This window comes from Chitinimonas taiwanensis DSM 18899 (genome assembly GCF_900119825.1).
GTDB lineage: Bacteria > Pseudomonadota > Gammaproteobacteria > Burkholderiales > Chitinimonadaceae > Chitinimonas > Chitinimonas taiwanensis.
Genome location: NZ_FPKR01000002.1, coordinates 134,993 through 148,304 on the forward strand (window position 1 = coordinate 134,993; position 13,312 = coordinate 148,304).

The 13,312-nt window shown below is 54.5% G+C and carries 14 protein-coding genes; 13 read left to right on the forward strand and 1 reads right to left on the reverse strand.

Translation table 11 applies throughout. From position 1 onward, the window contains the following. Positions 1–27: 27 nt before the first annotated feature. The 7 genes from mnmC (at position 28) to BT173_RS19160 (ending at position 7,656) form a co-directional block, all read left to right on the forward strand. Positions 28–1,914, forward strand: a complete 1,887-nt coding sequence (gene mnmC / locus BT173_RS02580; protein WP_072427061.1) for a bifunctional tRNA (5-methylaminomethyl-2-thiouridine)(34)-methyltransferase MnmC2/FAD-dependent 5-carboxymethylaminomethyl-2-thiouridine(34) oxidoreductase MnmC1 — start codon at positions 28–30, stop codon at positions 1,912–1,914. 247 nt (positions 1,915–2,161) lie between these two features. Next, positions 2,162–3,475, forward strand: coding sequence for a TRZ/ATZ family hydrolase (locus BT173_RS02585; protein WP_072427062.1), 1,314 nt, complete (start codon positions 2,162–2,164; stop codon positions 3,473–3,475). 18 nt (positions 3,476–3,493) lie between these two features. Further along, the gene (gene ubiG, locus BT173_RS02590; protein WP_072427063.1) at positions 3,494–4,216 is read left to right on the forward strand and encodes a bifunctional 2-polyprenyl-6-hydroxyphenol methylase/3-demethylubiquinol 3-O-methyltransferase UbiG; all 723 of its coding nucleotides are present in this window, start codon (positions 3,494–3,496) and stop codon (positions 4,214–4,216) included. Next, positions 4,213–4,866, forward strand: coding sequence for an HAD family hydrolase (locus BT173_RS02595; RefSeq protein WP_072427064.1), 654 nt, complete (start codon positions 4,213–4,215; stop codon positions 4,864–4,866). Before ubiG ends, BT173_RS02595 begins: the two co-directional genes overlap by 4 nt. A 176-nt stretch (positions 4,867–5,042) precedes the next feature. Further along, positions 5,043–5,498 carry a CopD family protein gene (locus BT173_RS02600; RefSeq protein ID WP_072427065.1) on the forward strand — a complete coding sequence of 152 codons (456 nt, stop codon included), beginning with the start codon at positions 5,043–5,045 and terminating at the stop codon, positions 5,496–5,498. Positions 5,499–6,375: 877 nt separating this feature from the next. After that, on the forward strand, positions 6,376–6,765 hold the full coding sequence (locus tag BT173_RS02605) for a hypothetical protein (RefSeq protein WP_072427066.1): 390 nt from the start codon (positions 6,376–6,378) through the stop codon (positions 6,763–6,765). Positions 6,766–7,044: 279 nt separating this feature from the next. Next, a complete protein-coding gene (locus BT173_RS19160; RefSeq protein ID WP_139256015.1) occupies positions 7,045–7,656 on the forward strand; it encodes a hypothetical protein in 612 nt (203 codons plus the stop codon). Positions 7,657–8,527: 871 nt separating this feature from the next. On the opposite strand, the gene BT173_RS19165 is transcribed toward BT173_RS19160, so the two are convergent. Beyond that, complete coding sequence (locus tag BT173_RS19165) at positions 8,528–8,743, reverse strand: hypothetical protein (RefSeq protein WP_139256016.1); 216 nt, start codon at positions 8,741–8,743, stop codon at positions 8,528–8,530. A 39-nt stretch (positions 8,744–8,782) separates the two neighbouring features. Between BT173_RS19165 and BT173_RS02610 the strand changes: the two genes are divergently transcribed. The 6 genes from BT173_RS02610 (at position 8,783) to BT173_RS02625 (ending at position 13,312) form a co-directional block, all read left to right on the forward strand. Continuing rightward, the gene (locus BT173_RS02610; RefSeq protein ID WP_072427067.1) at positions 8,783–9,193 is read left to right on the forward strand and encodes a hypothetical protein; all 411 of its coding nucleotides are present in this window, start codon (positions 8,783–8,785) and stop codon (positions 9,191–9,193) included. A gap of 608 nt (positions 9,194–9,801) precedes the next feature. After that, the gene (locus BT173_RS02615; protein ID WP_072427068.1) at positions 9,802–10,341 is read left to right on the forward strand and encodes a hypothetical protein; all 540 of its coding nucleotides are present in this window, start codon (positions 9,802–9,804) and stop codon (positions 10,339–10,341) included. Positions 10,342–10,436: 95 nt separating this feature from the next. Next, complete coding sequence (locus tag BT173_RS02620; RefSeq protein ID WP_072427069.1) at positions 10,437–10,958, forward strand: GNAT family N-acetyltransferase; 522 nt, start codon at positions 10,437–10,439, stop codon at positions 10,956–10,958. A 92-nt stretch (positions 10,959–11,050) separates the two neighbouring features. Continuing rightward, on the forward strand, positions 11,051–11,497 hold the full coding sequence (locus tag BT173_RS19170) for a hypothetical protein (protein ID WP_139256017.1): 447 nt from the start codon (positions 11,051–11,053) through the stop codon (positions 11,495–11,497). Between the two features lie 101 nt (positions 11,498–11,598). Continuing rightward, on the forward strand, positions 11,599–12,570 hold the full coding sequence (locus BT173_RS19175; RefSeq protein ID WP_139256018.1) for a CTL/SLC44 family protein: 972 nt from the start codon (positions 11,599–11,601) through the stop codon (positions 12,568–12,570). A gap of 352 nt (positions 12,571–12,922) precedes the next feature. Further along, the gene (locus BT173_RS02625) at positions 12,923–13,312 is read left to right on the forward strand and encodes a VOC family protein (protein ID WP_072427070.1); all 390 of its coding nucleotides are present in this window, start codon (positions 12,923–12,925) and stop codon (positions 13,310–13,312) included.

Below are 13,312 nucleotides of genomic sequence, written 5' to 3' on the forward strand. Positions count from 1 at the left end.
GGCACCGCAAGGTGCCCGTTTCGCTTGATGAGCCACCCTCCCCTGCAAGCCGCCGAACTCGCCTACAGCCCGGAAGGCATCCCCTTCTCGCCACGCTTTGACGACATCTATCACTCGCGTAGCGGCGGCCTGGCGCAGGCGCGCAACGTCTTCCTGGCCGGCAACGGCTTGCCGGGCCGCTGGCAGGGTCACGATCACTTCGTCATCTGCGAGACCGGCTTTGGTCTGGGGCTGAGCTTTCTGGCCACCTGGCAGGCATGGCGCGCCGACCCGCAGCGCTGCGCGCGCCTGCACTTCATTTCCTGCGAGCTGCACCCGTTTCGCGCCGCCGATCTAAGCCGCCTGTATGCACAGCTGCTGAGCGAAGACGCCGAGCTGCAGGCGCTGGCTGCCGAGCTGATCGCGCAATGGCCGGTGCTGGTGCCCGGCTTTCATCGCTTGGAGCTGGCCGGCGGCCAAGTGGTGCTGACCCTGCTACTCGGCGATGCCTTGCACTGGCTGCCCAAGCTGCTCGCCCAGGTTGATGCCTTCTATCTGGATGGGTTTGCCCCCGCCAAGAACCCGCAACTATGGCAGGCACCGCTGTTCAAGCAATTCAGCCGCTTGGCCGCCAGCGCCGCCACGCTGGCCACCTATACCGTGGCGGGCGAGGTCAGGCGCGGTCTGGCCGAAGCCGGCTTTCAGGTTGAACGGGTGGCCGGCTTTGGCGGCAAGCGCCAGATGCTGGTCGGCCAGTTCCGCGGCCAACGTCACCGCCCCGTGCCGGCATCCCAGAAGCAGGCGCTGATTATCGGCGCGGGCATTGCTGGCGCGAGCCTGGCCGAGCGACTGGCCGCGCGTGGCTGGCGTATCTCCCTGCTGGAGCGGGCCGCTGGCCCGGCCAGCGGCGCATCGGGCAACCATGCCGGCGCTTACCGGCCGGTGGTGTCGCAGGACGACAATCTGCAAGCGCGGCTGACGCGCGCCGCCTTTCTGTATGGCCGGCGTCGCATCGCGGCCCTGCCCGAGTCCATCACCGGCTGGTGTGGCGCACTGCAACTGGCACGCCACAGCGAGGAAGCACAGCGCTTCGCCCGTATTGCCGAGCATTGGCCGGCCGAGCTCTTGCAGGCCGTGGATGCCGAGCAAGCCAGCCAACTGGCCGGCCAGGCGCTCAGCGGCGGCGGCCTATTCTTTCCCCTGGCTGGCTGGCTGAACCCACCCAGCCTCGTGCGAGCGCTGCTGGCGGCATGTGGCCCGGCCTTGCAAACACATTATGGGGTTGCGGTGGAGCACCTGCGGCAGCAGGACGGCCAGTGGCAGGCGCTGGATGCGGACGGCCAACTGCTGGGCAGTGCGCCAGTGCTGATCCTGGCCAATGCAGCCGAGGCCGCGCGCTGGGCGCCCGAGCTAGCGCTGAATAGTGATACCCGCGTGGTCAGCCATCTGCCCGCCAGCGCAAGCAGTGTGCACACCGTCGTCTGCCGCGCAGGCTATCTAACGCCCGCCCATGCCGGCCTCGCCTGCCTGGGTTCCAGCCCATTGCGCGAAGGCGGCAGCGAAGCGCAGGCGCATGCCGACAACCTGGCACTGTTGAGCGCCATGCTGCCCGAAGCCAGCGCCGAGACGCAGGCCACCACGCCTGCGGGACGCGTATGCGCACGGCCCGGCACCCCCGACCGCCTGCCGATTGCCGGTGCGCTGGCCGATGCAGCCGGCTTTCAGCCCAAGCATGCGGGCAGCCTGCATCTGGCGCCGCGCCGCGCCGGCCTGTATGCGCTGACGGGCTTTGGCGCGCGCGGCCTGGTCTGGTCGGGCCTGCTGGCAGAAATGCTGGCCAGCCAGATTGCCGGCGAGCCGCTACCCATCGAGCGCGAGCTGGTCCACGCCGTGGACCCGGCACGCTTTCTCGCCCGCCAGGCAGAGCGCGGCTAAGGAAGTGCTGATTGACTCCATCGCTCAAAGCACGGCACACCACCCGGCGGAGCTGGGTGCTCGCCGCCAACGATACAGCGATGATTCCTCTCGCTTCTAGTCCACTTCCCCACCCTCGCCGCCGCGAGGGAGCCTCGCTTTGCTCGATCCGTGAATGGACCAGCACATCCCGCCTAGCCCATCCACGCGCCATGGCGGCCGCTAGCCTGCCTGCATTAGAATCCGCCATCTTCTTGTGAGCCCCACGATGTCCACCACGCTCTGCCTGCATCCGCGCTGGCTTATTCCCGTCGAACCCGCTGGCCTAGTGCTGGAAAACCATGCGCTGGTCATGCAGGGTGAACGTATCGTCGCCATCCTGCCCAGCAGCGAGGCGCGCACCCGCTATGCAAATGCCGAGCATCACACGCTGAGCGAGCATGCGCTGCTGCCCGGCCTGATCAATCTGCACGCCCACTCGGCCATGAGCTTGCTGCGCGGCCTGGCCGACGACCTGGCGCTGATGGACTGGCTGAACAACCATATCTGGCCGGCCGAGGGCAAGCATGTATCGGATCAGTTCGTATTCGATGGCAGCGTGCATGCGATGGCCGAGATGATCCGTGGCGGCACCACTACGGTGAACGATATGTACTTCCACCACGAAGCCGTGGCGCGCGCCGGTATTAGCGCCGGCATGCGCACCGTGGTCGGCTGCTCGGTGCTGGAATTCCCCACCGGCTATGGCATCAACGCCGATGACTACATCAAGAAGGCGCTGCATGCGCGCGAGCAGTTCGTCGGCGAGCCACTGGTCAGCTTCACCCTGGCGCCGCACGCGCCCTACACCGTGGCGGACGAGACCTTCCGCAAGATCATTACCCTGGCTGAGCAGCTGGAAATTGGCATCCACTGCCATATCCACGAAACCCGCGACGAGATCGACGCCAGCCTCAAGCAATACGGCGTGCGCCCCTTGGAACGCCTGCGCAATCTCGGTCTGCTCGGCCCGAATCTGGTCGCCGCCCATGTGGTACACGCCAACGATGCCGAAATCGCCTTGCTGGCACGCCATGGCGTACATATCGCGCACAATCCGGCCAGCAACCTCAAGCTCGCCTCCGGCTTTGCCCGGGTGGCCGCGCTGCAGGCGGCGGGGGTGAATGTGGGCATCGGCACCGATGGCGCCGCCAGTAATAACAAGCTCGACCTGCTGGCCGATCTGCGCCTCGCCGCCCTGCTGGCCAAAGCCGAATCGGGCAATCCGCAGGCGGTGCCCGCCGCCAAGGCCTTGGAAATGGCCACGCTGGCCGGCGCACGCGCGTTGGGGATGGATGCGCATATCGGCAGCCTGCGTGCCGGCAAGTTGGCGGATATCATTGCCGTCGATCTCTCCGGGCTAGATAGCCAACCGCTCTATGATCCGATTTCCCAGCTCGTGTATGCCAGCAGCCGCGAACAGGTCAGCCATGTGTGGATCAACGGCCGCGCTGTGCTGGCCGATCGGGAACTGTGCACCCTGAATGCCGGCCAAATTCAAGCGCGCGCCCATTACTGGCGCGAGCGCATTGCCACCCACTAAGGTGCCTAAGGAAAACCCATGAACGAATCCCTGACTCCAAGCCGCAACGCCGACGACGCCGAACTGGCCAAGTTCGCCGATATGGCCCACAAATGGTGGGATAAGGACAGCGAATTCAAGCCGCTGCACGAGATCAACCCGCTACGCCTGGGCTTTATCGATGGCCACGCTGCGCTGAGCGGCAAGACTGTACTCGACGTAGGCTGCGGTGGTGGCATCCTGTCCGAAGCCATGGCGCAATGCGGCGCCACGGTCACCGGTCTCGATCTGGCCGAGAAGTCGCTGAAAGTAGCCAAGCTGCATGGCCTAGAGTCGGGCGTGCAGGTCGACTACCACTGCCTGCCGGTGGAAGAGCTGGCCGCCAACCAGCCGGCCAGCTTCGATGTGGTGACCTGCATGGAAATGCTCGAGCATGTGCCCGAGCCCTCCAGCGTGGTGGCCGCGGTTGCCCAGCTGGTCAAGCCGGGCGGCTGGGTGTTCTTCTCCACCATCAACCGCAATCCGAAAGCCTATCTGCACGCGGTGGTCGGCGCCGAGTATGTGCTGGGCCTGCTCGCGCGTGGCACGCACGAGTACAGCAAGTTCATCAAACCGTCGGAGCTCGCGCGCATGGCGCGCAATAACGGCCTGGATATGGTGGAGCTGAAGGGCATGGGCTACGACCTGATCGCCAAGTCCTACTATCTGAACGACGACGCCACGGTCAACTACCTGCTGGCCTGCCGAAAGCGCCTAGCGTGATCCGCGCCATCCTGTTCGACCTGGATGGCACCCTGGCCGACACCGCGCTAGACCTGGGCGGCGCACTGAACCGCCTGCTGGCCGAGGAAGGCCGCCCGGCCGTGCCCTACGAGAAGATCCGCCCGATTGCCAGCCATGGTGCGCGCGGTCTGGTGGAACTGGGCTTTGGCCTGCACCGCGATGCGCCGGGCTTCGATGCGCTGCGCCTGCGCTTTCTTGACCATTACGAAGACGGTTTCCGTAATGAAACCGTGCTGTTCGATGGCATCAATCCGCTGATCGAGGGCCTGCATGCGCGTGGCCTGGCCTGGGGCATCATCACCAATAAGCCGATGCGTTTCACCGACCGGCTGGTGCCCACCCTAGGCTTTAGCATCCCGCCCGCCGTGGTGGTGTCGGGCGACACCGTCGGCGTGCCCAAACCCGACCCTCGCCCCATGCAGCATGCCTGCGCCCAGATCGGCGTGGACCCGACCGCCTGCTGGTATGTGGGCGATGCCGAGCGCGATATCGTGGCTGGCCGCGCCGTTGGCATGAAGACCGTGCTGGCCGACTATGGCTATATCGCCGACACCGACCGCCCTGAGGAATGGGGCGCCGATATGCGCATCGCGACGCCGCTGCAGCTGCTTGAGCTGCTGCCACGCTAGCCGCGCCAGGATGCTCCCCAAGCCCCAGCCATCACAGCCCGCCCTTGTGCGGGCTGTGTTTTTTTGCGGCATCCAGGCGCGGAGCGACTGCTAGCATGCAAAGGGCGGCCAAGGGTCGCCAACTAAAGCTCTCACCCCAGCTGCCGACCTGCGATACCCGTCCCGAAAGGCCCCCTATGCTCCAGCCGCTACTGCTGCTCATCCATCTGCTCAGCGCCATCTTCTGGCTGGGCGGCATGTCCTTCGCTTACTTCTGTCTGCGACCTGCCGCGGTCGAGGTGCTCGAACCCGCGCAACGCTTGCCGCTTTGGGCTGCCACCTTTGCGCGCTTCCTCCCGCTTACCGCACTCGCCATCAGCGCCCTGCTACTCAGCGGCCTCGCCATGCTGATGCGCGTGGGCTTCGCCCATGCCCCGCTGGGCTGGCACCTGATGCTTACACTGGGCCTGCTGATGAGCGCGGTGTTCGCCTATGCCTACCTGGGCTGCTACCCAAGGCTGCGCCAAGCCTGCCAAGACGCCGCCTGGCCACAGGCCGCCACCGCACTAAACCGCATCCGCCAACTGGTCGCCCTGAACCAGCTGCTCGGACTAGGCACGGTGGTGGCCGCCGTTTCGGCGCGTTTTGCTTAAATGATTAGGTGTGCTGCGCCAAGGCACCAGTGATGCAAAGACATGAACATGATAGGAACCATTCCCCCAACCAAGAAAATGGAAAGTTAAAAAAAGAAAATACTTTTCTTTCCAGCCCTTAAGAAAAAACCTCTCCTTGCAATATGTCAGAATCATCAGATTTAACGGTGAAATTTGCCCCCTTCATTCTTAAAAATAACGTCCTAAACCGTAAGGCACCCTCCATCAAACACCACAAAGTCAAGCACCATTTCCATCTTTTAACCAAAGATAATTTCCTTGTACCTATAGAAAATCTTATCACTACTTTCATAGAGATCGTTTAGCAAAAATGACGCTTCCTTCCCTACTACCTGCAAGCATTGCTCTTAGACTGAGGCGGCGAGCACGCAGCCCTGAACAGCAGAAATTAAAGCCAGCGCAGCAAATAGCCTTTTCATATTTGCTTCTTACCTTGACTAAACTCAAGGCACCTGAACTTTGCTTCACCCCCCACGCACGAGAGTTGAATCAAATATATGATCACAATTCCAAACATCTCCCAAAGAGTCCTAGCGACTGTTCATTTTTGCGCACCGCCTCTATATAGCCTCAGCACTTGTTCCGCAGAGTGCAACGGCATATCGTTACACGGCTCACCTGACAAATACCACTGCTACGCAAGTACTCAGCTATCTGCTTGGAACACTTACTCATCAAGGCATTTTCCCCCCGCCGCAGTTGGATGACTTCAGTATCAGGCTAGTCCAGCTATTTCATCGAGTATCACACCGACTGCATGTGAATCCTCAAGTCCTTTACATTCAATCAACTAGGCTACCAAAGGTTACACTCTCACTTACGGTATTCCATCCGCCCCTCACCTCCAACATTAGTCATGTATATGTCGATCTCTGAAACCCTGAAGGCTGCATTCCCCGAAGCGCTAGGCGATCCCTGCGTTACAGCAGCCTTCATCGAATCCAACACTGACCTTATGGGGATAAAAGAGCAGTTCGACCTTTTGGCGCTGGTACCCACCTATATGCACTGGTGCACCACAAGCAATGACAGAGCTAGCCTGGTTTTTGATGGAACGCTTCACGCCTTAGCTGAGTATGGTCGCTGCAAAAGCCCTGAAATTCGGCATTTGAATTTTCGGCATCAGTGTTCTCCCGCACAAAAGGCGGCAGTGCTAGATTTTCTCGAATGGTGCAAGTCTGAGGAAATTATGCTGAATGAACAGCAGTTAAGCAGAGCACTTCGAAATTGGGCGCAGGATGATTAATCTTTCGGTCAACGCAACAAGCCTGAGCTGCACATTGGGCACACTCTGCTGCTTCGTAGTTCCGGCCACATATTACCTCCAACTTTTAAAGCGTCATGCGCTCCCAATCTATACCCAACTCCCGTCGTAGCTATTGGCTGCGCAATCAAGTCGCCATTTGGCTGCTGATGGTCGGGTTCTCGTCTACAGTCGTGTTCGGTATCGCTGAGAAAATCCTGCTCGGGGATTTCTGCGAGCTCTTTTTGATCGGCGCAGAGGTGTTGCTTTACGCAGTCATTCATGTTAAGCACCGGCCATACCCACATTGCGGTCCGTCTTGGCTATCAAACCAAGCAGCTCAGCTTGATGCTCCCGGAGCGTGTACAAACTGTTGGCCCCGTCGCTATGAAACGCCTTAACTGCTTGCTCAAACCAACTTACGACAGCGGTACTGCATGGCTCGCCCTAGCGTACAAGCTAGATCCTAAGCGCGCACTTGCACTCAAACGCATTCTTGCCTTGATTATTGCCGCATGTTTTTTCTTGCCGCTGGGCCAATGTTCATCCAAAGAACCCACTGATGACAATTTACAAGACAACACCCAAGACTATGTATTCACACCAATTGAAGCCATTGATCTCAGGGACCATGAAAGTGCATTGCTAATTCTCATATTTTCATGGCCATTACTTCTAACCACATGTGAAAGCAGCACAAAGAAAGCCATCCGACGCGCCCATCATTTTATGGAATTAATTAGTTCCATCCTTAGCCTCTACTTACTCAAAGGATTATTTTCAATATACTCACTGATTTTCCTTTCAGGCTATGCACTCCTATCCGCACTTCTGCTGTTTACACTAATCACCTCAGTGGAAATACTTAATGATTTTAGTAAATCAAAGGGCTAATCCTTCGATCAAGACTTCCTTGTAAAGCACTATTCATATATATGCTTTTCCGCAAAGGGCGACTGGTTTACCCGGGAAGGGTGGATTTTGTATCACTTCAATTCCTCCTCGCATCGCTCGACAGCTGCGCATAGAAAGACTATATATCGAGAACCAAGCTAGTTGGCGGGATATCCGCTACAGGGCAGAGACATAACTCACACCACTCGCCCTCGTTCAGCCTGTCGATCTATGCGAGTGGTGAGGATCAGGCTTCGCTACCAGACATGCCCTACAGGTTGGCCAGCACGACAGAGCATCCATCAAATCTAGTGATGCAGCGATGAGTGCCCGAGTAATCGCTTATGCTAGTCATGACAAAATTTGCGGTAAATCGCGGCAGTAAGTCACTGCATTGAAGCTTGGTTTTGACGAAAATAGGTGACCTGCTTGGACTGATGCCACGCACTATGAGCATGTTCTCAGCAAGATCAATACTGGTGGTTGCAGTGCGCCTCCATGGCCTGTGTTGATGCAGTGTGCGGTCACTACCATGGTGTTACAGCGGCGTTACCACTTTGCTATTCATCCAGATGGATGAAATCCATTTCATTCACTTAGGAATCCCTATCTATGCATTGTTTCACTCATCAAGATAGTCACGCTGTAGCCATCTGCAAAACATGTGGTAAAGCCATCTGTAGTATCTGTACGGTATCGGTCCCATTTGCCTTAACCTGCTCATTAGATTGCTCGGAAGAGGCTAAAGCCGTTCATGAGATGAACCAACGAGGAAAAAAAATCTATGGCATTGGCGTTGCACAGAAGAGATTGCCAACTGGCGTTGTAGTGTGGGGGCTATTTGCAGTTCTTTTTGGCGGAGCGGGTGCAATCAACACGATTTCCAGCGACACACCTGATTGGTTCTCAATCTGCTTCGGTATAGCTTCAGTAATTGTGGCTGCCACTTTATACAAGAGAGCGAAGGAAACTGGCCTGCAATGCTAGAAAATCCTGTTTTTATCATCATTCCTATGCTGTAACTATCGCCTTCCAGGCGCAATCCAAGTTCAGCACCATTTAGCTGTAACAATTCGATATCAAACATTCACGCCTCCCAACCTAGCATTAACAACTCGGAACTATCATGAAAATCAAAGCAATTTTTTCTTCAATCGTCGCTTTATGCGCTGTTTCTGTACACTCAAAGGAGCTGCTGCTGGGTAACTTTGGCCACGCATTCACCGGCAAGGAGAGTGATATCGTCTGGTCGATTCGAGCCAAGGGGAGTATCTATGAGATTCTGTTTCACGGGGATAATTCCAAGGCTACTGCACAGCAACTCTCAGACAAAGCAGTGGCCAAGCTTTGGAAAAAGCTCGACTGGCCGGAAATTACAACCGCCGGTGTTGTTTGCCTAGGCGTCAAAGAGGACTTCTTTTGTTACGTCCCCCAAGAGCAGCGAAAAAAGATCAGTTGGATCGCAGATAACAAATCCGATTATTTTAACTACAGCAGTATGGGTGGCGTCATGGAGATACACAAAAAGAAACCCTAATTTCTCATTGCAATCCAATGTAAATACCCAAGAGAGGTTGATAGACCTCCCTTTGGGCTTTACCGCTCCGCCCTGATATCAAACACCCTATTTCATCATGATAAAAGTAACGGATGTGAATGGCCAAGCCGCTCTTGAAGTTAGCTTCATTACGGACGAACCATTCCTATTATTCGAGAACAAGGCAATAGAAGTTGAGTGCTGCTTATTGAATGCAGGGATACGGATCAGTGTGACCACGCTATTCAACCGGAGCGATTTGGAACACTTCGCATTGAGCCTCATGGCTATGCACAGAGATCTAACTCCAGGCACCAGCACCACACTTTGGAGCACTAAAGGCAATGTAGCGATTAGAGTTCTGATGGTTGACCGCGGCGCTGTCGCTATCAACTGCATCTTGTCGGACGTAAATCGACCGGCGACAGATGCAGGCTTCGCGCGAATCTCTATTGATCAAACATTCCTCACCCAGCTGGCACGCCAAACTCTAGAGCTTAGTAAAAGCTCTACACCTTGGTCAAACTGATCCCAACACAATCAGCTAGGTCATGGTCATCATCAGGCAACACTACTCCATACACACTTAACCAGATATTTAAAATCAAATGACTAGACTTATATTCACTGCACTTTTCTCATCCATCATTTTGGCAATTGGACTCAATGCAGCGGCGTATGAGAAACCCAAAATCAGAAAGCCCGCCCAAAGCACATTAAAACTCAAGCATTGCGAGAGCGAGATCGACTGCACCTTCTCCGGAAAGCAGGTAGTAACGGGCACATTTGAAGTCTTTATTCATTCATATTCGAATGAAGATTCGACGTGCACCGTATTCAGCGAAGATTGCTTTGACATAAGCTTCTATCCGAGCACCTTTAAAGAAATCCCCTATTTCAATGAATACATGCCGGACAGAATAGATATTCTCAACAAAATGACTGCACTCAAACTACTTACGAATAATAAAATTATGAAAGATATACAAGAGAAGAAGATTTCCGGATTGAGGGGCAACGCAACAGTGGTGATCACCCAATATGCAACGGGGATTGCCTGTGATCACGGCTATTCGATTGCACACATATCAGAAGTCAAATCAAAAGATCGCCTGATAATGAAAAATGCAGGAGAGCAAGGTTGTTGATAAGCTGATCGATTGGTCATGCTGCCGCAAGGCAGTTAGCTCCCTCTGCACTGGCAGCAATTCGACTGCTATTTATCCAAGATAATAGGTACCGCATGCACTTTCTTGAAAAAATTCAGATTCGTCCTGTATCGCCTAGTGATAACTTAGAGCAAATCACACGCTTGATTCATCTTGCCTATGCAAAGCATGCTGCCCTTGGCCTGCGCTTTTGGGGAACACATCAATCCATATCCGATACCGCCAAGCGCTTTGAGCAAGGACAAGGATTTATCGCCCAATTCAATGAGGAGTACATTGGTACTATCACTGTACGGCCACCACAACCTGAATCTCCGCTTACGATTTATCGAAACCCAGATGTCTGGTCCATCTGTCAGTTTGCAGTCGTGCCAGAATTTAAAGGTCTAGGCCTAGGTAGGGCATTACATGATGCTGCACTCGCACACGCCCGTCTGAACCATGGTCAGATCATAGCGATCGATACCGCTGCTCCCGCGAAAGGTTTGATTGCCATGTACCACGATTGGGGCTATCGCTATGAATGCGAACATAGCTGGCAGCCACACACTAACTATATGAGTATAGTTATGTCTCGACCAATCAATCCAAATTAAATCAACCTCAACTTCTCGATTAGTGAGATGTGCCTATTCGTCCGCCATATTCTCAAACTAACGAACCCAGACCCCAAAAAATAGACATATACATGAAAATTTTCTGTTTGCTCTTATGTTTGCTACTTTCCAGCATGGCAAATGCTGAAAGCACACTTGCCTGCCAAACAGGAGGAGATGACCCTGACCCATGCATTTACTTTAATGATGATGTTATTTTTCTCAGCAATGGTGAAAATGCTCAACTTAGCCTCAGAGGAAAAATTCACGACCTAAAACTAATATCCGAAATACAAAAAATCAAACAACAGGCGCATGCCAACTTGATTGGCGATGTGTTAGTTAGAACTTACGCAAACCCAGAAATCTCCGCCAGAATAGCCGAAGAGATAATAGATACAGACTGCTATTTTCTCTCAAAAGAAGGCGATTACAAATCCACAGAAAGTTGCTGCGGAGGCAACACAACTGCTTCCATGGAAGTCATAAGAAGAAACACTAGGGAGGAATTTCAGACAGAATATGGCTGGGGATTTTGACACTCCGCCCCACGTATTCGGATCAAGCACAACTCAGATGACAATTTCACGCTACAACATGCAATACAGAATCACTCATTGATTTATTTTAGGCCATTTTAATGACGAACAATTCCAATATTGAAGCACACAACTGGCGCTCAGCATCAAAGTTATCCATGTTTCGCTGGCCCGTAACATTTTCATTTGCCGGCACCGTTGTTTGTTTGCTCAACCTAGCGACCAGTGGAAATAAAGGATTAAGTATCGGCCCAATCAGCTTTCGGCTATTTGATGCACTCTGTATATTTTCTTGTGTCCTCATCGCGACCTTTCCCATTTGGTACTACACCACAAGTCGTCGAATTGGCAACAAGCCCACGCCACCCAAAGTAAAACAAGCACTCATCTGTTTTGGATCACTCATCTTGGCACTGCTTATGGCCCCCAGATTTGAGATCGAGCATCGTGACTATGAAACTCAAAGCCAAGATAATGTGCGGGATTTCACCACAATATTCATCAAGCGCTCATTCTTAGAAACGATACAAGTGCCAAAACTCGCACTCGATGAACTGACATGGTTACAATCTAATTATAGTGCGGACTATATTCCGGCAGCGGTATTCTGTCCAAGGCGTAGTACTCGTTTGTATCCATTCATTGGCACCGTCCATGAGGATCATCTGGCCAATGCCCTAGCAGCTGGAGCGCGTGAGGAAGACGAAGGCAGACCGCCCGCGGCCGCCCTGGCAAATGGTATTGCCCGCTGCAATCAGGAAGGCCCGGCCATGCTTGCAAGGGGATATACAAAAGAATCATCACTATTGCGTGGAGACATCGATCAATTTTTCGAGCGCAATGCTCTCGAGGTGTCACCTACAAGTATCGTACTTAGCGATGCACAAATACCACCTGCTATCATGGCTAAGATTGAATTAACCTTAACAAAAAACCCTGATCAACATTTCTACTATATTGAGGATACCAATTTCGATACGGCCAAGGGTCAAGTTCGGCGATTCACACCACTCGTCTTAGCAGAAGCCTTCGGTAGATCTGACGATATTGCACGCCTCCGTAAACGCGAGTAATTCGAGTTGAGAGCTTTCGGCTGTCGATAGCACACAGCCCTCTCTGCTACAGGATACATATGAAATTCATCTGGAACTGTGACTTCAGGCACTAACATGTATTGAAAAAAGCCAGCTGGATTGTCAAATGAGATTGTGACGAAGCAGCTGGCTTTATTTCAGCGCTAATTTATTGATGCATTAGTATTATTTAAAGCCTAGCGCTTGGCTCGGTGGACGTCGTTGGCTTCTCATTCAACCCAGCTATCCCGGCTCATGCTTTAGGCTTGGATCACCAAGCTTCGCTAGCCAGTTACTGACCTTACTTGACCTCAGAGCCCCGATTTGAACCGAGGCAAGGGAGAACCACGCCGTGCTGCACCACGTCGAAATCTATGTTAGCGATCTCGCGCGCTCCAGCGCCTTCTGGAACCCCTTCATGCAGCAGCTGGGCTATGAGGTCGAGCACTGGTCGGGCGGTATCAACTACACACAAGGCAACACCTATCTGTGCTTTCTGCAGGCGCCGAGCGAGCATCTTGCGGCTGGCTATCATCGCAAGCGGGTGGGGCTCAATCACCTTGCGTTTCACGGCAAGTCGCGGCGCCATATCGATCAGATGGCCGAGTGGGTCAAATCCGCCGGTTACACCGTCTTGTATGAGTCCGAGTACCCGTATGCCAGCGGGCCCGACTATTACGCGCTGTACTGCGAAGACCCGGACCGCATCAAGGTCGAAGTGGTCGCGCCGAATGAGGCCTAG

What these genes read in the sequence shown, in the direction of transcription:
- ubiG (WP_072427063.1), top strand. Translation starts at nt 3,494, where the DNA reads ATGAACGAATCCCTGACTCCAAGCCGCAACGCCGACGACGCCGAACTG.
- BT173_RS19160 (WP_139256015.1), top strand. Translation starts at nt 7,045, where the DNA reads ATGTTAAGCACCGGCCATACCCACATTGCGGTCCGTCTTGGCTATCAA.
- BT173_RS19175 (WP_139256018.1), top strand. Translation starts at nt 11,599, where the DNA reads ATGACGAACAATTCCAATATTGAAGCACACAACTGGCGCTCAGCATCA.
- BT173_RS19165 (WP_139256016.1), bottom strand. Translation starts at nt 8,743, where the DNA reads ATGTTTGATATCGAATTGTTACAGCTAAATGGTGCTGAACTTGGATTG.
- BT173_RS02615 (WP_072427068.1), top strand. Translation starts at nt 9,802, where the DNA reads ATGACTAGACTTATATTCACTGCACTTTTCTCATCCATCATTTTGGCA.
- mnmC (WP_072427061.1), top strand. Translation starts at nt 28, where the DNA reads ATGAGCCACCCTCCCCTGCAAGCCGCCGAACTCGCCTACAGCCCGGAA.
- BT173_RS19170 (WP_139256017.1), top strand. Translation starts at nt 11,051, where the DNA reads ATGAAAATTTTCTGTTTGCTCTTATGTTTGCTACTTTCCAGCATGGCA.
- BT173_RS02610 (WP_072427067.1), top strand. Translation starts at nt 8,783, where the DNA reads ATGAAAATCAAAGCAATTTTTTCTTCAATCGTCGCTTTATGCGCTGTT.
- BT173_RS02605 (WP_072427066.1), top strand. Translation starts at nt 6,376, where the DNA reads ATGTATATGTCGATCTCTGAAACCCTGAAGGCTGCATTCCCCGAAGCG.
- BT173_RS02600 (WP_072427065.1), top strand. Translation starts at nt 5,043, where the DNA reads ATGCTCCAGCCGCTACTGCTGCTCATCCATCTGCTCAGCGCCATCTTC.
- BT173_RS02620 (WP_072427069.1), top strand. Translation starts at nt 10,437, where the DNA reads ATGCACTTTCTTGAAAAAATTCAGATTCGTCCTGTATCGCCTAGTGAT.
- BT173_RS02585 (WP_072427062.1), top strand. Translation starts at nt 2,162, where the DNA reads ATGTCCACCACGCTCTGCCTGCATCCGCGCTGGCTTATTCCCGTCGAA.